This is a genomic window from Salinispirillum sp. LH 10-3-1, from assembly GCF_030643825.1.
In the GTDB taxonomy this organism is placed as follows: domain Bacteria; phylum Pseudomonadota; class Gammaproteobacteria; order Pseudomonadales; family Natronospirillaceae; genus Salinispirillum.
On sequence record NZ_CP101717.1, the window covers coordinates 1,293,885 to 1,314,959 of the forward strand.

Here is a 21,075-nt window from a genome sequence, read left to right on the forward strand (position 1 = left end):
ATGTTTCGTATGTTACCTGTAATGCTGTTGGCAATCGTTCTTACTGGTTGCGCCTCGGCACCGTTAATTAATAAGGAAAGCACCAAGGATACCGTGTTGTTGGTGGGGCTGAATCTTCAAGGCTCAACACCGTCACAGCTTGGTCATTATTATCTGCTAAACCTTGTTGATGCAGCGGAAAACGATGTGCAGGTCATTGTTCGGCCGCGCCGTACCGACCGTTACATGGTTGTTACCGAGTTGCCGCCGGGTGACTACCAAATGGTCAGTTGGGCCGCGCGCACAGCGCCGGGGGTCAGTGGCTTTGCCGATGTTTCGTTGCGTGCGCGAGAGGTAGACATTCGCTTTAGCTTGGAAGAGGGCGCTGCCCATAAACTGTCACAGCAGTTTAATGTTGAACACAGCCAAGACCGCTATGGTCGGCGCATTATGCAGGCCAGTTTCGGGCCATTGCAGGATAACGTGGCGGGCCGGATGGATCGGCGCATGGACCAGATCGGGCCAGATTGGGTGGTCATAAACGAACCCGTCGGAGTTGTGCCGGAGAAAGAAGAAACGCCGGCACGTCGGGGCGGTTTGATGCAATTCCTGTTTGGTAGCTAATCACTATTCGCTCTTTTGTGAATTAAACCTACCCAATAACCGGCTGAGACTTCATAAGTGCATTTCTGATGGCTAATGAGTGTTGCTGACGTACAACTGACGTGGTGTTGATTATCATCAACCCACGTATTTAACCGAGCGAACGTAGTATGTATCGAGGCGAGCTGTTGAACAGCATCAGTCATCTAGTGGGTGCGCTGGCGGCGTTTGCCGGTATGGTCGTGTTGATCGTACTGGCTGCTGTTAAAGCAAATGCCATCACGGTGGTCAGCGTCAGCATCTATGGCGCGACGCTGGTTATTCTCTACACAGCGTCTACGCTGTATCACAGCTTCAAAGGACGGCCGAAGGCGATTTTTCAGAAAATCGACCATTTAGCGATTTATCTATTGATTGCCGGTACCTACACGCCGTTCACCCTGGTTACGCTCAATGGCCCTTGGGGTTGGACAATATTTGGCATTGTTTGGGGGCTGGCGATTGTTGGTATGATCATCGAGTTACTGCCGTTTGATAAGCGGCGTATTTTGCCGGTGGTTATTTATCTGGCGATGGGGTGGAGCATTGTCTTTGCCATGGAGCCGTTGCTCGAAGTGATGCCAAAGCAGGGTATGTGGGGATTATCTCTCGGCGGGATCATCTACACCCTTGGCATTATCTTCTATGCCTTTGGTGATCGTATTCCGCATGGTCATGGCATCTGGCACTTTTTTGTATTGGGCGGTAGTGTGTGTCATTACCTGACCATTTTATTCTTTGTGATATGAGGTGCCGGTGGCTGAACCAGTAATGACCGAGACCGCGATGGCCGCGGTCGAAACCGCAGTGAAAGAATGGCTGGAGCAGGTTGTACTCGGCCTGAATCTATGCCCCTTTGCACACAAACCCTACCGCAATGGTTTGGTGCGCGTTGTCATTGACCCGGCACAAACGGAAGATGAAGCCTTAGCCAGTTTGGTGGCTGAAGTTGGACGGCTGGATGGTACACCAGCCATCAAACTGGATACGACGCTACTGGTCTTTCCATTGCTGTGGCCGGACTTCCTCGACTACAACGACTTCCTTGATGTTGCAGATGCATGCTTAGAGTCGCTTGAGCGCTTGGACCACTATCAAATCGCCAGCTTCCATCCACACTATCAGTTTGGTGGGACCGAGTCGGATGATGCGGAGAACCTAACCAATCGAGCTCCTTTCCCCATTTTGCATTTATTGCGGGAAGACAGTGTCGCGTTAGCGGTGGCGCGTCATGGTGATTCCGCCTCGATTCCCGAAGCAAACATTGCGCGTGTACAAGCGCTGACCGCACCAGAACGTCAGCAGTATTTTCCTTGGTTGGTAACGTAAATTAACCGACCAAGCTGAGCCTTGGGCTATCTCTGGCCCGCCTAAATTTTGCTATGATCAGACCACTATAGTTTGCTCCCTTTACTTTTGAGGATACGCCCGTGCGCCTAAACATGACGCGTCGTCAATTAATTCGTCGAATTTCCTATGCTTCATTGGGGTTGAGTACGCCGCTGTGGTTGTCAGGTTGCGCGATTGACCCCATCACCGGCAAGCCAACACTGATGTTACTGAGCCGCGAAGATGAAATTGCGATCGATCGTCAACAAACACCGCATCAATTTTCAGCCGACTATGGCATCACTACAGATGCTGCTTTAAATCGTTATGTGGCGGAACTCGGTGGGTCGATCAGTAGCCTCTCACACCGCGCTGATATGCCTTACAACTTTCAAGTGGTGAACGCCAACTATGTAAATGCGTATGCCTTTCCCGGCGGCAGTATTGCGGTGACACGAGGTATCTTGCTGGAGCTGCAGAACGAGGCGGAATTGGCCGCGCTGTTGGGCCATGAGATAGGCCACGTCACTGCCCGTCATGCTGGTGCACGTATGACGCAAGGCATGTTGGCCCAAGCCGCCGTAGGGACGGCCGTTGCAGGCTTGGGTGAATCCACGCTTGGCGGTGCTGTGGGTATGGTTGGCCAAATAGGTGCTGGCGCACTGTTGGCGCGGTACAGTCGAGACAATGAGCGGCAGGCAGACCAGCTGGGCACGGACTACATGGCCCTGGCAAACCAGAATCCCGAAGGCATGGTCGGGTTGATGAATATGTTGCGTTCGTTGTCAGACCGTAAGCCAAACGCCATCGAGCTGATGTTCTCCAGTCACCCCATGAGCGACGAACGCTATCGCAATGTGCAACAACAGGTGAGCGGATTCAGTGCGAACCAGCGTGGCCGCGATGTAGGCCGTGAGCGGTATATGGACCAAACCGCGCGACTCCGAGCCATGAAGCCGGCCATCGAAGCAATGCAAGAAGGTGAACGGCTGTTAGCGCAGCGCAATCCGCAACAGGCGGAAGCCCGTTTGTTGGAGGCGGTACGTTTGGCCCCTAATGACTACACAGGCCTCATGTTGGCCGGTAAGTTCTACTTGGTTCAGGATAAAGATCAAGAGGCCTTGCGGTATTTTGACCGCGCGCGGCAAGCTATGCCGGGTGAAGGGCAGGCGATGCAATATCGTGGTCTAGCTCACCTAGGACTGGAGCGTTACGACCGAGCGTTAGCGGATTTTCTGGCCTACGAGGAAGTGCTGCCGGGTAATCCCGGTACCGATTTCTTGGTGGGCTATTCGTACGAAAAATCCGGCTCTCGGCAAAATGCGGCGCAACGTTATCAGGCGTTTTTGCAAAAGGTGCAGCGGGGAGACCAGGCAGAGTATGCCTATGCGCGCCTTAAAGAGTGGGGTTACGTGTAGCGAGTAATATGGGAGTATCTAAAAAAACCTCAGAGGCGAAAAGCTGGCTAGGCAAAAATGCCCGATAAAGCGCAGTTTACTAACTGTAAATATTCGCTTCGCTCACCCTTCGGGCCGACCTATGGCCGTTCTGGCAAGCCAGTGAACATTTTGAGGACATTTTTAACAACGCCAGCTTGAGAAAAGGGGGTTATTAGATGCTCCCATAAGGGCGCTAACCCGCAAAGGGTTAGCGCCTTCTTAGCCTGTTACAACAGGATACGACGTAAGTCAGTCAAAGCTTCACACACATAGGTGGTGAATTTGGCTGCGTCTGCACCGTTTACTGCACGGTGGTCGTACGACAACGACAGCGGCGTGAAGGTACGAGGTACGAACTCCTTGCCGGTCCAGAACGGTTTCACCTGATTCTTAGATACACCCAGAATCGCCACTTCCGGCGCATTGACGATCGGCGTAAACGCCGTGCCGCCCAAACCACCCAAGCTGGAGATGGTGAAACATCCGCCTTGCATCTCATTGCTCTTGATCTGGCCTTTACGGCCACGTTGAGCAAAGTCGATGATCTCTTCAGCGATCTGCCAGATAGACTTCTTGTCCGCGTCCTTGATAACAGGAACGATCAGGCCATTCGGCGTGTCGACTGCAATACCGATGTTCACGTAATGCTTTTGCACGATGTGCTTGCCATCAGCCATCAGCGAAACGTTGAAGTTCGGGAACTCATGCAAGGCCGCCGCACAGGCTTTCACCAGGAACGCCAGCGGAGAAATTTTCACGCCACGCTTTTCCATTTGTGGTTTCAGCGAGTTGCGGAAGCTTTCTAAGTCGGTCACGTCTGCTTCGTCAAACTGCGTGACGTGGGGAATATTCAACCAATTACGCGCCATATTGGCGGCAGTCAGCTGTTGAATACGACCCATTTCTTTGACTTCGATGGAGCCGAACTTGCTGAAATCCTGATCCGGCACAGCAGGAATCCCCGCACCCGCAGACACACGCTCTGGCTCACGCATTTTCTTCTTCACGAAGGCCGTCAGGTCTTCTTTCAGAATGCGCTCGCGAGGACCGCTGCCACGTACCTGTGCCAGGTCAACACCCAGTTCACGGGCCAGCAAGCGAACCGCCGGGCCAGCGTGTACAGGCTTCGAAGGCCGTATCAGTTCATCGTCGTCGCCGGTAACAATCGCCGGTGCGTGTACTTTCTTCGCCGCCGCAGGCACTTCGGGTTCAGCGGCTTTTTCCGCTTTTTCCGGTGCTGCTGGCTTGGATTCCGCCGGGGCAGAGCCGCCCGCTGCACGGATCTCAATCAATTGATCACCGAGGCTTACGCTGTCGCCCACTTTGACCTTAACAGAAACCACTTCGCCGCCTTCTGGGGCAGGGACTTCCATTGAGGCTTTGTCGGTTTCCAGCGTCACGATGGCGTCGTCGGCAGCAATGATGTCGCCCACGCTGACGTGTACTTCAATGATCTCAACCGCTTCGGTCGTACCGATATCGGGCACTTCGATGGGCTTCACCGCACCACTGGCTGCTGGAGCCTCTGGTGCCGCTTCAGCTTTCTCTGCGGATTTCTGTGCCGGGGCCGTAGACGCATTGTCAGAGTCTGAACTGGCGTTTCCTGCTTCCGCCTTTTCTACTTCTAAATAGAGGATCTCGTCGCCTTCGCCAATTTCATCGCCTTCGGCAATTTTCAGCTTGGTGACTTTACCGGCCATAGGGGCCGGTACATCCATCGAGGCCTTGTCTGTTTCTAATACAATCAGTGTATCGTCTTCGGCGATCACGTCGCCGACTTTCACACTTACCTCAACCACGGTGACCTTGTCGCTGGTACCGATGTCGGGGACTTTAATAATTTCAGTCGCCATAAAAGCTCCTTAGCTGATGGTCCGCGGTGCGGACCGCCAGAGAGTTAAACTGTCACTGGGTTAGGCTTGTCTGTGTCCAGACCAAACTGCTTGATTGCTTTGGTCACATCGGCGGCGGGAATAACGCCATCGTCGGCCAGCGCTTTCAATGCGGCAACCGTGACCCAGTAGCGATCCACTTCAAAGAAGTGGCGCAGTTTCTTACGGCTGTCGCTGCGGCCAAAGCCATCAGCACCCAACACGGTGTAGCTGCCTGGTACCCATGAACGGATCTGATTCGCATAGTTCTTCATGTAGTCAGAAGAGGCGATAACAGGGCCTTTACGGCCTTTCAGTGCCTTGGTGACATAGGCTTCCTGTGCGGCCGCTTCCGGATGCAGTAGGTTCTGGCGATCCACCGCCAAACCGTCGCGTGTCAGCTCGTTGTAACTGGTCACAGCCCAGACATCCGCGCTGACGCCGAAGTCGTCTTTCAGGATCTTCGCGGCGGCGCGTACTTCATTCAGAATGGAGCCACTGCCCAACAGTTGAACGGCTTTCTTGGCCTTGCCTACATTGTCTTCCAGCAAATACATGCCGCGCACGATGCCTTCTTCGGCACCTTTAGGCATTTCAGGATGCTGGTAGTTTTCGTTCAGCGTGGTCAGGTAATAGAACACGTTCTCCTGCTCGGTGACCATGCGACGCATACCGTCCTGCACAATAACCGCCACTTCGTAAGAGTAGGTGGCGTCATAGGTTACACAGTTCGGGATGGTGCCTGCCAAAATGTGGCTGTGGCCATCTTGGTGCTGCAAGCCTTCACCGTTCAGGGTCGTCCGGCCGGATGTGCCGCCGATCAAGAAACCGCGTGCCTGCATATCACCCGCTGCCCACGCCAAGTCGCCAATACGCTGGAAACCGAACATGGAGTAGTAGATATAAAATGGCACCAGAGTCAGGTTGTTGGTGCTGTAAGACGTTGCCGCCGCCATCCACGAGCTGAAGGCACCGGCTTCGTTGATGCCTTCTTGCAGAATCTGACCGGTCTTGTCTTCTTTGTACCACATGACCTGGCTCTTATCCTGCGGGACATAGAGCTGTCCTGAAGCAGAATAGATACCCACCTGACGGAACATGCCTTCCATACCGAAGGTACGGGCTTCGTCGGGTACGATGGGCACAATGTGCTCGCCGATGTCTTTGTCTTTCGCCAAAGTACCGAGCATGCGCACCAGTGCCATGGTGGTAGAAATTTCGCGCTTGCCGGTGTCTTTCAGCAGTGCTTCAAACGACTCCAATGAGGGAACGTTTGGCGTTTGGTCCGCATTAGGACGGCGCTGTGGCAGGTAGCCGCCCAGCGACAGACGACGCTTCTTCATGTATTGCAGTTCCGGTGCATTTTCGTCTGGACGGAAGAAGGGGATCTTGCCCGCTTCAAGGTCTGCGTCACTGACGGGAACGCCACAACGGTCACGGAATACTTTCAGGTCTTCTACGTCCAGCTTCTTCAGCTGGTGCGTCGCATTCTGCGCTTCACCGGCTGCTACACCGTAACCTTTAACAGTGTGGGCCAGAATAACCGTAGGCTGATCGGTGTGTTCAGCGGCCTGTTTGTAGGCACTGTAGACTTTGTATGGGTCATGGCCGCCACGCGCGAGGTGATAAATCTCGTCGTCGGTCATGTCCTTAACCAGTTCTGCGGTCTCAGGGTAACGACCGAAGAAGTGTTCACGCGTGTAAGCACCGCCGTGAGCTTTATAAGCCTGCATTTCGCCGTCGACCACTTCGTCCATGCGCTTTTGCAGCATGCCCGACTTGTCGCGCGCCAGCAGTTTGTCCCAAGCGCCGCCCCACAATACTTTAATCACGTTCCAACCAGCGCCACGGAACACACCTTCCAGTTCCTGGATGATTTTGCCGTTACCACGTACCGGGCCGTCGAGGCGCTGCAGGTTACAGTTGATGACAAAATTCAGGTTGTTCAGCTTTTCGCGTGCAGCCAAGGAGATGGCGCCCAGGCTTTCTGGCTCGTCACACTCGCCATCGCCCAAGAAGGCCCATACCTGACGGCCGGGTTTGATCTTGCCGCGGTTTTCCAAGTAACGCATAACGTGCGCTTGGTAAATCGCTTGAATAGGGCCCAGACCCATAGAAACGGTCGGGAACTGCCAGTATTCCGGCATCAACCAAGGGTGGGGGTAAGAAGAAAGACCCTTGCCATCCACTTCGCGACGGAAGTTGTCGAGTTGGTCTTCGGTTAAGCGACCTTCAATGAAAGAGCGCGCATAAATACCAGGAGAAATGTGGCCCTGGTAGTAGATTAGGTCGCCGCCAAACTCGTCGTTCGGAGCGCGCCAGAAATGGTTAAAACCGATGTCGTAGAGCAAAGCTGACGACTGGAAAGAAGAAATGTGACCACCGAGATCATCGCCGGACTTGTTGGCTCGCACCACCATCGCGACTGCGTTCCAGTTGATGTAGCCCTGGATCTTGCGTTCCATTTCTAAGTCGCCGGGGAACCGCGCTTCGTCGGTGACCGGGATGGTGTTGCGAAATGGCGTGTTGATCGCGAAGGGTACGTCGGACCGGGATGTGTTGGACACCTCATTGGAGAGTTGTTTCAACAGATACTGGGCACGATCCGGGCCTTCATGACGAACAACAGATGCTAACGCATCAAGCCATTCCTGCGTTTCAATAGGATCAATATCTCGTTCCATATTCCGCTTAACCTCGTCGTTGGCGGGGTTCTAAAACCATTTATGGCCGAGCACAAAATTAATCATGTTCGGCCGCAGTAAAATTGGCAGTCAGTTCTGTGAGTCCTGCAAGGCACATTCACTGACGTGCCTTGGAGTCTAGTTGTTATTTTTACAGAATGTTACCAACGCTCACGATCTTCATGCGGTTTGTGCCACCGTGTACGCCTAAATGATCGCCTTTAGAGATGATCACGAGGTCGCCATCGGTCACGACACCGCGTTTCTTGAGTTCGTTCACCGCCAAGTGATTCACTTGGTCGGGGGCCACACTGGTTACGTCTAAGAACAGCGGCTCTACACCGCGGTACAGCGTAACCTTGCGCGCCGTATCAATGTGGCGCGTCATGGCGAAAATAGGTATACCAGAGCTGATGCGTGACATCCACAATGGTGTAGAACCGGATTCGGTCACACACACAATGGCCTTGACACCTTTCAGGTGGTTCGCTGCGTACATGGTCGACATCGCAATGGCTTCGTCCACGTGCTTGAACTCCAAGTCAAGACGGTGGCGCGAGCGGGTCGCTTTGCGGTGCTTCTCGGCACCCAAGCACACGCTGACCATGGTGTTAACCGTTTCAATCGGGTAATCACCCGCCGCTGTTTCAGCGGAACACATGACGGCGTCAGTGCCGTCCAGTACCGCGTTCGCAACGTCGAACACTTCAGCTCGTGTTGGGAACGGGTTAGTAATCATCGACTCCATCATCTGTGTCGCGGTAATGACCACGCGGTCCAATTCACGAGCACGCGAGATCAAATGCTTCTGTACGCCGATCAATTGCGCGTCACCAATCTCAACGCCCAAGTCGCCGCGTGCGACCATGACACCGTCGGACGCCAAAATGATGCCGTCGAGTACAGCATGGTCATTGACCGCTTCCGCACGCTCAACCTTAGCAATCAACTGCGCGTTCGAACCTGCAGCGGTTAACAGCTCGCGAGCTTCGATCATGTCTTCCGCGCTGCGCGGGAATGATACGGCGATGTAGTCCACACCAATCGCCGCAGCGGTCTTGATGTCAGCAATGTCTTTTTCGGTCAGCGCCTTGGCACTCAGACCGCCACCCAGTTTATTGATGCCCTTGTTGTTAGACAGCGGGCCACCCTGAGTGACTTTGGTAAATACTTTGTTGCCTTCAACACGCGTGACTTCCAGTAGTACCCGGCCGTCGTCGAGCAGATAAATGTCTCCCGGTGCTGAATCTTCTGCCAATGCAGGATAGTCGATACCTACTTTGGTCTCGTCGCCCATGTCTTTCGGCAGATCCAAATCGAGCAGGAATTCCTGACCGGTCTTCACCATGATCTTGCCGTCTTTAAAGCGGGCAATGCGTATCTTTGGACCCTGCAAGTCACCTAGGATGCCGACAAAACGATTATGCTTGGCGGCCAGTTCACGCACCATGTCGGCACGTTGCTTATGGTCTTCCGGGCTGCCGTGGGAGAAGTTCAGGCGCACGACGTTGGCACCCGCAAGAATCAACTTTTCCAGCATGTCCGGTTTATCCGTTGCCGGACCCAGGGTGGTTACGATTTTGGTTCTACGCATCATGATAAAGAAACTCGCTCTGTCATCTTACGATAAGGAGGTACTTCTGCTGCACAGCTGAACCGAAACCCGAGCTAGTCTATAGAAAAGTGGCTTGTTATATAAGCCGAAGACGGGGGTGATTCCGCGAGCCTCAGAAAAACACAAATCAAAAAAAAGAAAAACCGACCTCTGTGAGGGAGGTCGGTTTCGTTGTTTTACTTCGCTGTCATCAGAGCAAGTGCGCTGTCGAGCATCTTGTTCGAGAAGCCCCACTCGTTGTCATACCAAGACATGACTTTAACGAGGCTACCCTGCACACGCGTTTGTGTAGCGTCGTAATTAGATGTGTAGGTGCTGTGGTTAAAGTCAATGCTTACTAACGGCTCTTCGTTCACCATCATGGCTTCAGCCAAGGCGGGGTCTTTGGCGATTGCATCAGCAATAGCCTTGTTGACTTCAGCGGCGTCTTTCGGTGCTTTTTTAGCAATAAACGACAGATCCACCAACGACACGTTCACTGTCGGTACGCGTACGGCCATGCCATCGAACTTGCCTTTCAGCTCAGGAACGACCAAGCCTACCGCTGCAGCTGCACCGGTTTTGGTTGGGATCATGTTCATCGCAGCGGCACGCGCCCGGTACAGGTCTGAATGGTAAACGTCAGACAAGCGCTGATCGTTAGTGTAAGCGTGGATGGTGGTCATCACGCCCGCTTCGATACCGAATGCATCGTTCAATACTTTGGCGACGGGCGCTAAGCAGTTGGTGGTGCATGAAGCGTTTGAAATGACAGTCATATCTGAGGTTAGGACGTTGTGGTTCACGCCATAAACAACGGTGGCATCTACTTCAGTGCCTGGAGCAGAGATGATGACTTTCTTGGCGCCTGCTTGAATGTGCGCAGAAGCAGTCGCTTTAGAGGTGAAGAAACCGGTGCATTCGAAAACCACGTCAATTTTCAGCTCAGCCCAAGGCAGGTCGGCAGGGTTGCGTTGTGAAAAAGTACGGATTTTGTCGCCGTTCACGTACAGAGCTTCGTTGTCGAAATCGACTGGGAAACCAAAGCGGCCATGCACGGTGTCGTACTTGGTCAGGTGCGCGTTGATCTTGGAGTCGCCGAGGTCGTTGATGGCAACGATGTCGATAGGGTAGTTCTTGCCTTCAGCTTTGGCTTCATACAAAGCTTTCAGAATGTTGCGACCGATGCGGCCGTAGCCATTGATAGCGACGCGAATATTAGACATGTTGAGCTCCCATTATTTGTGTGTACGGCCTTCTCTGCCTACTGCACGGGTTGGTGTAATTATTAGTAACTTTGTAAGTTAGTTACATAATCATACGCCTAAGTTCGTAATTTTCAAACATTCTGGCGTTCTTAATCGTTAAAATTGTAGTTTTGTTACATGAGGGGCGCGCAGCAAGCCGTTGTGCGCTTGCTACGCCAGGACAGCATGGAGTGAGTTAGATCGTTCGCCGAGTCGAGGACAGCGCGCTCTTCACCTTGCGGAAGTTTTCTTCAACGGTGTCGCCTTTCGCCAGCGTTACGCCCGTCATCAGAATGTCGATCAGGGTGAGGTGCAGCATACGACTGACCATGGGGGTAAAGAGATCCGTGTTTTCCCGCGACGGCGCACCCACCGTGACGGTGGCTACTTCCGACAGCGGTGAGCCAGGTGTAGTCAGGGCGATTACCTTGCCGCCGTTCATGGCGGCTTCGGCAGCGACCTCAATCAAGGGCTGCGTACGACCGGTATAGGAGATGACCACAAAGGCGGTGTCTGGCGTGGCCATGGCTGCGGTCATCTTCTGCATCAGGTAGTCGGTGCTGGCGTCTACCGGGACGCCTAAGCGGAAAAACTTGTTCAGGGCATCTTGGGCTACCGGGCCAGAGGCACCCAGTCCGTAAAAGTGAATGCGCTTGGCACTGGTGAGAATGTCGACAGACTGCCGTAAGGCGTGGTGGTCAATCTGCTTCTCCAGCTCTTGTAGGCTGGAGATGGTCGAATGAATGACTTTCTCGACGACGGTGCCCATGTCGTCCTGGGGCGATATCTCACGGCGCACGAACGAGCCATGACTGGCGAGGCTTTGCGCCAAGCGCAGTTTGAAGTCAGGAAAGCCCTTGCATTGAATGCTGCGGCAGAACCGGTTGACCGTCGGCTCGCTGACGTTGGCGAGCACAGCCATGCTGGCAATGCTGGTGTGAATAGCGGTTTCTGGTGACGCCAAAATAGCGTCCGCTACCTTCTTCTCAGATTTGGAGAGCCGGTCGAAATGCGTTTGTATCAGCTCTATGACATCGGACATGCGTGAAAACCCTTTTGCGAGGCACTAATTGTAGTTAACTTTCAGGTTGGGCGAAACCATCATCGCATTCGAAGCCGTCAATACTGGTTTTTGTAATTGAATTACAGTGCAAGTGCACGGAGAATCATGGTGAAATGGTTTTCTTCGGCCGGCATGGCTGGCTTGGGGTGGCGGTTAAGCGTGGCTAGGGGTGGCCAAGGGTGGAGAGCAACGTCAGATTTCCTCCTTGGGCGTGCATTCCGATCCGGTTATTATGGCCCGAGTGAATAAAACATAAGAACTACATAAAGATTTGGAAAGGGGTTCAGCATGGCACAGCAGTATGGGTTGATTGCAGACATTGGCGGCACAAACGCACGTTTTGCGTTGGTACCTCAGGTAGCAATGGAAGAGGGTACGTTGGCGCTCAGCGAACAGCATGTGGTTGCTGAGCAAACCCTTAACGGTGCCGACTACGCCACTATTGCGGATGCCATTCAGTTCTACTTGGCGCAACTGCCTGCTGAATATGCTCAGCCAACCCGTGGCTGTTTGGCGATCGCTTGTCCAACCGACCAAGATTGGATCAAGATGACCAACCATACGTGGGCTTTCTCCGTCAGCGAGTTAAAAGCTACCTTGGGTTTCGAAGAGCTGCGCTTTATTAACGACTACCACGCCCTCGCCAATTCCATCCCCTATTTGGGTGCGCACGGAGCGATAAAAGTGGGTGGCGGTGAGCCCATGCCAGGCAAGCCTATGGCAGTTACCGGACCGGGTACAGGCCTCGGCTTGGCTGCCTTGGCTTTCAGCCCGGTCGGGCCAGTGACGTTGGAAACCGAAGGCGGCCATGCGCATTTTGCAGCGACCGATAAAACGGAAATGCAGATTGTTGAGTTCTTGCTGCAAGAATTGCCGCGCGTCTCGTCGGAGCGGCTCATTTCAGGAATGGGTCTGGAAAACATCTATCGTGCCCTGTGCAGTGTTCGTGGTGTTGCCGCGCAGTCGCTTAAGGCGCCGGAAATCAGCAAGGCCGCGTTGGCGGGCAGTGATGCCGTCTGTGTCGAAGCGTTGGAGCGTTTCTGTGCCGTGATCGGCAGTTACGCAGGCGACGTAGCGCTGACCTTTGGTGCCAAGGGCGGGGTGTTTATTGCGGGTGGCATCGTGCCGCGTTTTATGGATTTCTTCAAAGCCAGTGCGTTTCGCCAGCGCTTCGAAAATAAAGCGCGTTTTGAATCCTATAACGCCGGAATTCCGACCTATGTGATCGTGTCAGCACAGCCAGGCTTGTTGGGTGCAGCAGCGGTACTGAATTACGATTGGCAGGCCGCTTAAACTTATCCTTGAGCGGCGGGTATGCTCTGTAGAAAAGCGCCCACCCTACATAATAGCTAATCGTAGGGTGGGTGTTCACACCCGCCATCTAGCATACCCGACCGTTCGTCTACACCCTAAAGGGGTTTGAATGCACCCTGGGGTGGCTTTTCCACCCACTGTCCGACTATTCAGCCTTGTTGTTTCCCTTCCGCTGGTGATAAATAACTCACCATTGCAAATACAATTAAAAGCACACTCAAAAAATCATTCTGTTGGCCGGTAGCCGCGCTGCTGCGTCCAATGCCACCGGACTGGTTGTCAGGAATTTAGTCTCAGGGGAAGTACATGGCCAATCCAGAACTCATTGCGAAACTCGCCTTTCATCGTGGTATTGCCGATCGATTTTCGAATTATCTGGGCGAAGAGGAGGTTATTCCGCAAGCGCGTAAAGAAAAAATCCTCCGGGCTATGGGTTACGATCTCAGCAATGACGAGGCTGTGCGCCAAGCTATATTTGCGCTGGATGCTGCACCATGGACTCATCTGTTGCGCCCCGTTTATGTGTTATCGCCCCGTTCCGAGCAGTGGGGTGTCGAGTTTCATCTATGGGACCGGATGCTCGAAGAGACTGGCGAGTGGTCGATTACGCTGGAGCAAGGCGGTACGGGTGGTGAAGGCAGCTTTGTTGCAGCGCAGCTACCGGAGTCCGGTGAGTATTGGATAGAAGACCGACGTTATGTGCGTCGTGTGCTCATGTTGCCGCAGAGTCTGGAGCTGGGTTATCACCGTTTATACATGCGACTAGGCGATAAGCAGGCCGAGGCGTCATTGATTATTGCTCCGGCGGAGAGCTACCAAAACGACGTCATGGCGCGTGGCGACAAAATATGGGGTACGGCCATTCAGCTTTACACCCTGCGCTCCGAACGCAATTGGGGCATGGGTGATTTTTCTGATCTGGAAGAGTTGATCCGCGAAATGGCCCCGCGTGGTGCCGGAGTGATTGGTCTCAACCCGATTCATGCGCTGTACCCCGTCAGTGCTGAGCACGCCAGCCCTTACAGTCCGTCCAATCGCAGCTTTATTAATCCGTTGTATGTGGACGTCACCCGGGTGCCAGAGTTCGAGCAATCAAAGGCACTGCAGAAGAAGGTGAATGCAAAAGCATTTCAGGCGCAGTTGATTGCGGCACGAGAAGCCGAGCAGGTGCCTTATGCGCAGGTCAGTCCGCTTAAGTACGGCTTGTTCGAGGCGCTGTTTGCCGAATTCTTAAAAAACCACCTAGCCAAAGACACTGCGCGCGCGCAGGCGTTCCATGCGTTTGTTGAAGCCAATGGTGAGCCGCTGCGTCAACATGCCCTGTTTGAGGCGCTGCTGGCGCACTTTAAGGCACTGGATATCAATGCTTGGGGTTGGCCGGTCTGGCCTGAAGCTTATCAGCGTCATGATTCGCCAGAGGTGCAGGCGTTCGCCGCCGAACACGAAGAAGCCTTGCTGTATTCAATGTATCTGCAATTCATTGCCGATGAACAGCTGCGGCAAGTGAATCAGGTGGCCGAAGATTTGGGTATGGCCGTAGGACTGTATCGTGATTTGGCCGTGGGTGCCGACCGTGGCGGTGCCGAAATTTGGTCGAATCGTGAGCGTTTCTGCACTGAAGCCAGTGTCGGAGCGCCGCCTGATGCCTTGGGGCCGACCGGGCAAAATTGGGGGTTGCCACCGCTGGATCCGATCAAGCTGGAAGAAGATGGCTATCAATCGTTCATAACCTTGGTGCGCAACAACATGCGCGGCTGCGGTGCGCTGCGTATTGATCATGCCATGGCGTTGTTTCGCTTGTGGTGGTGCCCGCCAGGTGAGGACGCGTCACAAGGGGCTTACGTACATTACAAGCTGGACGACTTGCTGGGGATTCTCAACCTCGAGAGCCAGCGGCAGCAGTGCATGGTGATTGCTGAAGATCTGGGGACAGTGCCTGAGCAGGTCGTAGAACTATTTCCGGCAGCACAACTTTACTCAAACAAGGTGTTCTACTTTGAAGCGTCGCCAGCGGGCGTGACGCCACCCAGTGCTTACGCCCAGAAGGCCTTAGCCATAGTGGCGAATCACGATATGCCGACCGTGGCAGCCTATTGGAATAAGAGTGACTTGGCGTTGCGGCGTACCCTGAGTATGTTCCCCACGCCTGAGTCGTACGATGTAGAGTTGGTGAATCGCGATGGCGCAAAACAACAGATACTCAACGCCTTGGCGGCTGATGGTCGTTTGCCCGAAGGTGTGCCCGCGCAAGCCAGTGACCTCCCCGAAATCACCTTGCCATTGAGTCACGCCATTCATGAATACCTGGCCAGCGGTCGTTCTCAGATGGTGGTGGTGCAATTGGAAGACATGCTGTTGATTAACAAGCCAGTCAATGTGCCCGGCACCAGTGACGAATACCCGAACTGGCGGCGAAAGTTGTCGCGCAATACGCAAGAACTCTTTGGCGAGCCAGAGACGCAGGCGTTTTGCGAGCGATTGACACGGGTACGAGAAGGGCGCAGTTGAAGTCAGTTTTCTAGGGTGGATATTTTAGAAAGGTGGAGATTATTTATAAAAAGGGTGGAGATTAGTGTAGGGTGGATTTTAAAATAGCCACTTTCGCTTGAATTGTCTCCGCGCTTTACGCATAGTGCTTTCTACAAGAAGCACTGCGGCGTATGCGCCAGCACTGCCAATAATAAAAAGACTACATCCAGGACAGCAGCTCATGACTTTCAGAGCAACGCGGATGGGTAAGGTAGCTTCGGTCTAGCCGGACTGCTTTGCAAAAGAGCAATTCACAGAAGAACAACGAGTGGATACCAATGGCCAGTATAAAATTTGATAAAGTTGTAAAAAGTTACGGTGACGTAAACATCATTAAGAGTCTTGATCTTGAGATCAAAGACAAAGAATTCATGGTGTTGGTAGGCCCATCAGGCTGTGGTAAGTCGACCACGCTGCGGATGATTGCCGGCCTTGAAGAAATTTCAGAAGGCGACTTGTACATTGGCGATCGCCGCGTTAACAACGTCCATCCGAAAGATCGCGACGTTGCCATGGTATTCCAGAGCTACGCCCTGTACCCACACATGACAGTACGTGAAAACATCGCTTTCGGTCTGCGTCTGCGTAAATTGCCGAAAGATGAAATTGATCGTTTGGTAAACGAAGCCGCACATACCCTGGGTATGGCGCATCTGTTGGACCGCAAGCCTAAAGCTCTGTCGGGTGGTCAGCGTCAGCGTGTGGCCTTGGGTCGCGCTATTGTTCGTAAGCCATCGGTATTCTTATTCGACGAGCCGCTGTCTAACTTGGACGCCGAACTGCGCGTGCAAATGCGTGCCGAGATCGGCAAGTTGCAAAAGCGTTTGGCTATCACCTCAGTCTATGTAACGCACGACCAAGTAGAAGCTATGACCATGGGTGACCGTATTGCTGTATTGCACGACGGTAACCTGCGCCAAGTAGGTACGCCGCTTGAGTTGTACGACACGCCGGCAAACCTGTTCGTGGCGCAGTTCATTGGTACGCCTAATATGAACATCGCCAAAGGCCAGTTCTCGGCTGATGGCAGCAAAGTAGAGTTGCCTGGCAGTACCTTCGCCGTGCCAGCAGCTTGGGCCGACGCCGCTAAAGCCAATGCCGGAAAATCCGTGTACGTTGGCTTCCGTCCTGAGCACACGCGTCAGGCCGATGAGCATGAGTGGAAGAACACCGCGACCTTCGAAGGCACGGTAGAGATTGTGGAAACTCTGGGTCACGAAGTGGTGGTTTATGTAGCAGTTGAAGGCGTGGAAGAGCGCATCATTGCCAAGATGGACGCGCACAAGGTGCCGAGCATCGGTGATCGTATCAAGATTGACGTGAATCTTGAGCGCCTGCACATGTTCGACGGTGAGACTCAGAACCGCCTGTAATCGGGCAGGGGTAAGAGGACAAGAAGCCGGCCTTAGTGCCGGTTTTTTATTGCCGTCATTTATACCGCCTTTCTCTGGGAGATTTGCTTGAGAACTGAGTGGTTTAGGGGGCTTTTCCATAGGTAGCGCTTGAAAAGCGCACTACACTACCCAACTATAGTCTCTGTTCGTTGACGGAAACCTTATGAAATTTCAGATTGCCTCACCATCGCACTACTTTACGGATTTGGAGCTCCCTTGGAGTAAACACCTCACCGAATGGCCGGATGAGTTGTTTGTGCCAGTGGCGCGAGGCATTCATCGCAATGTGGTGCGCTTTGTACCGCGTGGCGACAAAGTCTATGCGTTAAAGGAGCTGGCGCAGCACATCGCGGAGAAAGAGTACCGTTTGCTGCGTGAGCTGGGGGAGTTGGGTTTGCCCGTGGTAGAGCCGATCTGTGTGGTGACCGAGCGCGACAAAACGCTGTCGGGCCGCGCCAAGCCAAACGATGGCATGGACATGACCGGGCGCGCCTTGTTGATCACCGAATACTTGGACGGAGCTCTGCCGTATCGGGTCATTATTGAGCGGGGCACGACGGAAAAGCGTCTGCATCATATGCTGGATGCACTGGCTGAGTTGTTAGTCAGGTTACATTTATCCGGTTTTTACTGGGGCGATTGCTCCTTATCGAACGCTCTGTTCCGCCGCGATGCGGGCCAGTTGGCAGCCTACTTGGTCGATGCAGAGACTGGTGAATTGCTGCCCGAGCTGAGCCTAGGCCGACGCCAGTACGATCTTGAAGTCGCCTTCACCAATTTGGCCGGTGACCTGATGGACATTGAGGCGCTGCTCAATGGCTTGCCGGGCGGGCTGGACCCGGTGGAGTTGGCTGAGTCGCTGGTGGCACGGTACAACACGCTGTGGGATGAGCTGACGTCGGAACAAATTTTTGCGCGCGATGAACAATATTTGGTTGAACAGCGTATCCAACGCCTGAATAACATGGGCTTTGATGTTGAAGAGATTCAATTGGAGTCGGTAGAAGAAGGGCAGCGCATGCGGATGCGCGCTAAGGTCGTGGAGCCGTGGCACCATAAGCGCATTTTAGCGACCTTGACGGGCTTGCGTGTAGAAGAGAATCAGGCGCGTCGGTTGTTGAATGATTTGAATCGCTATCGCGCGTGGTGGTCGGGTGAAGCAGGGCGGGAAGTGCCCGAATCGCTGGCGGCCTACCGTTGGCTCACCGAGATCTTTCAGCCGGCCATTGATGCCTTGCCCGACGAGTTACGCGGCGAATTGGACGACGCCGAGCTTTATCACGAGATTCTGGAACACCGCTGGTTCATCTCGGAAAGCTCCAAAACGGACGTCGGACTAAGTGCCGCAGTGCAATCGTACATCGACAATGTGCTGCGTCAGCGCTCCGGTACGGATATGACGGACACCACTTTGTTTCAAGAAAGTCGCTAATACAGGTATTTATGACAAACGCATTAGAGATTCGTGGACTCACCAAAGTCTACGGGAACGGTTTTGAAGCCTTGAAGGGCATTGATCTGTCGGTGAAATCCGGCGACTTCTTTGCTTTGCTGGGCCCCAATGGGGCGGGTAAATCCACTACGCTGGGCATTGTGTCAGCCTTGGTGAATAAAACCGCAGGCAGCGTCCATGTGTGTGGTATTGATCAGGATGCAGCACCGGAAGAGGTCAAGAAGAAACTCGGTGTGGTTCCGCAGGAGTTCAACTTCAACACCTTTGAGAAGGTGTGGGACATTCTGATGCAGCAGGCTGGTTACTACGGCATGCCGCGTGCTTTGGCCAAGAAGAATGTTGAAAAGTACCTGCGCCAACTCGAGCTGTGGGACAAGCGTGATGTGCAAGGGCGGATGCTGTCGGGTGGTATGAAACGCCGCCTGATGATTGCGCGGGCGTTGATCCACGAGCCGGAACTGTTGATTCTGGACGAACCAACAGCCGGGGTAGACATCGAGATCCGCCGCACCATGTGGGAGTTTCTGCGCCGCATCAACGCCGAAGGCACGACCATCATTCTGACCACGCACTATTTGGAAGAAGCAGAGAGTCTGTGTCGTAACATCGCCATCATTAATCGCGGTGAGATCATTGCCAACACCACAGTGAAAGACTTATTGCGCCAAATGAATAAGGCATCCTTTGTGGCTGAATTGGGCAGTACGCTTAATGGTGTTGAATTGCCCGATCAATTCGGTTTGATGCAAACCGATGACCATACTCTGGAATTTCAAATTTTGCGCAGTGAAAGCCTGAATCAAGTGTTTGCGTTGTTTGAGCAGGCAGGCATTCAAGTCAACAGCGTGCGTCCGAAAACCAATCGATTGGAAGAGCTGTTCGTCGATATCGTGCAAGGAGATGCCCTGTGATTCGTATACCCTACCTGATTGCCTTTAACGCCATCGTTTATAAAGAAGTGAAGCGCTTCATGCGCATCTGGCAACAGACGTTGTTGCCTCCTGCCATGACCATGGTGCTGTATTTTGTTATTTTCGGGAACTTGATCGGCAGCCGCATTGGCGAGATGGGCGGCTACGACTACATGTCCTTCATCGTGCCAGGGTTGATCATGATGTCGATCATCACCACGTCTTACGGCAACGTCAGCTCGTCGTTTTTCAGCAACAAGTTCCAACGCAGTGTGGAAGAGATCCTAGTCGCTCCCGTACCTAACTACGTCATTCTGGCCGGGTTTGTCGCCGGGGGGATGGCGCGCGGTATTATGGTGGGTATCATTGTTACGTTGCTGTCGTTGGCCTTCACCAGTTTGGCGGTACACAACCTGTTTGTGGTGGTCAGTGTGATCATCATGACCTCCATTCTGTTTTCAGTGGGTGGTTTTATTAACGCTATGTTCGCCACCAAGTTTGACGACATTGCCATTGTGCCCACCTTCATACTGACGCCGCTGACCTATCTGGGTGGGGTCTTCTACTCCATAGATCTGTTACCGGAGTTTTGGCAATGGGTGAGTAAGTTCAATCCCATCTTGTATATGGTCAATGCCTTCCGTTACGGCGTTCTGGGTGTGAGTGATATTGATGTGTGGATTGCCTTCACCATGGTGGTGGTGTTCACGGTGTTGTTAGTGACCTGGGCGATGTGGTTGCTGGGTCGAGGTAAGGGGTTGAAGAGCTGATATGGCGGATCTAAAAAACAGTGCGTTGGGGCGCGAGGTCGACTACCCGCAAGAGTACGAGCCGAGCGTGCTCTTTCCAGTACCGCGAGCCGATAACCGGCAGGCTTTTGGTTTGACCGATTGGCCTTATTATGGCTTTGATCTATGGAATGCGTATGAACTGTCGTGGCTGAACGACAAAGGCTTGCCGCAGGTCGGGATGGCGATTATTGAATTGCCCGCGCAGTCGCCGAACATCATCGAGTCTAAGTCGCTCAAGTTGTATTTGAATTCTTTTAATATGACGCGGCTGTCGGGAACAGAAGAGCTGCATAATTTGTTGGTGCAGGATCTCAGTCGCGTCAGCGGTGGGCCGGTGTCGGTGCGTCTGCTTAATGTGGATGACTATCAGCAAGCGGCGCTGTTGGACAAAGAAGCGGCAGTGCTGCTGGATACTCAGGATATCGCCATAGACGACTACGAAGTCGATTCCTCTTTACTGCAAGTCAACACCGACGAATACCGCGAAGAAATGGTCTATAGTCATTTGCTGCGCTCCAACTGTCCGGTGACAGGTCAGCCTGACTGGGGAACCTTGTTCATTGCGTACGCCGGGCCTGCACTGAGTCACGAGGCTCTGCTGAAGTACATCTGTTCTTTCCGTTCGCACACGGAGTTTCATGAGCACTGTGTCGAGCGCGTGTTTATGGATATTTTGGCCTTGGGTACTTTCGATCAGCTGACCGTGACGGCGAAATACGTGCGGCGTGGCGGTTTGGATATTAACCCGTGCCGGAGTTTGCATGAGCACAGACCGGATATGGGGCGACTGGCGCGGCAATAGCTTAAAAACATCTTTTTCTCAATCTGGCGTTCT

At 53.4% G+C, this 21,075-nt stretch carries 16 protein-coding genes; 11 read left to right on the plus strand and 5 right to left on the minus strand.

Features of this window, described 5'->3' with window-relative positions:
- The 4 genes from NFC81_RS05750 (at position 1) to NFC81_RS05765 (ending at position 3,368) form a co-directional block, all read left to right on the plus strand.
- The gene (locus NFC81_RS05750; protein WP_304996575.1) at positions 1-603 is read left to right on the plus strand and encodes a hypothetical protein; all 603 of its coding nucleotides are present in this window, start codon (positions 1-3) and stop codon (positions 601-603) included.
- A gap of 149 nt (positions 604-752) precedes the next feature.
- Positions 753-1,370 carry a hemolysin III family protein gene (locus NFC81_RS05755; protein ID WP_304996576.1) on the plus strand — a complete coding sequence of 206 codons (618 nt, stop codon included), beginning with the start codon at positions 753-755 and terminating at the stop codon, positions 1,368-1,370.
- A gap of 7 nt (positions 1,371-1,377) precedes the next feature.
- Entirely contained in the window at positions 1,378-1,950 is a 573-nt protein-coding gene (locus NFC81_RS05760) for a DUF1415 domain-containing protein (RefSeq protein ID WP_304996577.1), read from the plus strand.
- Positions 1,951-2,063: 113 nt separating this feature from the next.
- The gene (locus NFC81_RS05765; RefSeq protein WP_304996578.1) at positions 2,064-3,368 is read left to right on the plus strand and encodes a M48 family metalloprotease; all 1,305 of its coding nucleotides are present in this window, start codon (positions 2,064-2,066) and stop codon (positions 3,366-3,368) included.
- A gap of 248 nt (positions 3,369-3,616) precedes the next feature.
- On the opposite strand, the gene aceF is transcribed toward NFC81_RS05765, so the two are convergent.
- From aceF to hexR, 5 genes are all read right to left on the minus strand, one after another.
- Entirely contained in the window at positions 3,617-5,242 is a 1,626-nt protein-coding gene (gene aceF, locus NFC81_RS05770) for a dihydrolipoyllysine-residue acetyltransferase (protein ID WP_304996579.1), read from the minus strand.
- 44 nt (positions 5,243-5,286) lie between these two features.
- On the minus strand, positions 5,287-7,944 hold the full coding sequence (gene aceE / locus NFC81_RS05775; RefSeq protein WP_304996580.1) for a pyruvate dehydrogenase (acetyl-transferring), homodimeric type: 2,658 nt from the start codon (positions 7,942-7,944) through the stop codon (positions 5,287-5,289).
- A 151-nt stretch (positions 7,945-8,095) separates the two neighbouring features.
- Positions 8,096-9,541, minus strand: a complete 1,446-nt coding sequence (gene pyk, locus NFC81_RS05780) for a pyruvate kinase (RefSeq protein ID WP_304996581.1) — start codon at positions 9,539-9,541, stop codon at positions 8,096-8,098.
- 194 nt (positions 9,542-9,735) lie between these two features.
- Positions 9,736-10,764, minus strand: coding sequence for a type I glyceraldehyde-3-phosphate dehydrogenase (gene gap, locus NFC81_RS05785; protein WP_304996582.1), 1,029 nt, complete (start codon positions 10,762-10,764; stop codon positions 9,736-9,738).
- A 217-nt stretch (positions 10,765-10,981) separates the two neighbouring features.
- Complete coding sequence (gene hexR / locus NFC81_RS05790; protein ID WP_304996583.1) at positions 10,982-11,827, minus strand: transcriptional regulator HexR; 846 nt, start codon at positions 11,825-11,827, stop codon at positions 10,982-10,984.
- Positions 11,828-12,136: 309 nt separating this feature from the next.
- Here hexR and glk point away from each other — a divergent pair, with 309 nt between their 5' ends.
- The 7 genes from glk (at position 12,137) to queF (ending at position 21,042) form a co-directional block, all read left to right on the plus strand.
- Entirely contained in the window at positions 12,137-13,141 is a 1,005-nt protein-coding gene (gene glk / locus NFC81_RS05795) for a glucokinase (protein WP_304996584.1), read from the plus strand.
- Positions 13,142-13,468: 327 nt separating this feature from the next.
- Positions 13,469-15,670 carry a 4-alpha-glucanotransferase gene (gene malQ / locus NFC81_RS05800; RefSeq protein WP_304996585.1) on the plus strand — a complete coding sequence of 734 codons (2,202 nt, stop codon included), beginning with the start codon at positions 13,469-13,471 and terminating at the stop codon, positions 15,668-15,670.
- 299 nt (positions 15,671-15,969) lie between these two features.
- A complete protein-coding gene (locus NFC81_RS05805; protein WP_304996586.1) occupies positions 15,970-17,064 on the plus strand; it encodes a sn-glycerol-3-phosphate ABC transporter ATP-binding protein UgpC in 1,095 nt (364 codons plus the stop codon).
- A 184-nt stretch (positions 17,065-17,248) separates the two neighbouring features.
- Positions 17,249-18,517 carry a DUF4032 domain-containing protein gene (locus NFC81_RS05810; protein ID WP_304996587.1) on the plus strand — a complete coding sequence of 423 codons (1,269 nt, stop codon included), beginning with the start codon at positions 17,249-17,251 and terminating at the stop codon, positions 18,515-18,517.
- Between the two features lie 11 nt (positions 18,518-18,528).
- Positions 18,529-19,449 (plus strand): ABC transporter ATP-binding protein, encoded by a 921-nt coding sequence (locus NFC81_RS05815; protein ID WP_304996588.1) that lies wholly within the window; start codon positions 18,529-18,531, stop codon positions 19,447-19,449.
- Positions 19,446-20,219: an ABC transporter permease gene (locus NFC81_RS05820; protein WP_370529895.1), complete on the plus strand. Its 774-nt coding sequence runs from the start codon at positions 19,446-19,448 to the stop codon at positions 20,217-20,219. The genes NFC81_RS05815 and NFC81_RS05820 overlap by 4 nt, the downstream gene beginning before the upstream one ends.
- A gap of 1 nt (position 20,220) precedes the next feature.
- Positions 20,221-21,042: an NADPH-dependent 7-cyano-7-deazaguanine reductase QueF gene (queF, locus tag NFC81_RS05825; RefSeq protein WP_304996589.1), complete on the plus strand. Its 822-nt coding sequence runs from the start codon at positions 20,221-20,223 to the stop codon at positions 21,040-21,042.
- Positions 21,043-21,075: the final 33 nt, after the last annotated feature.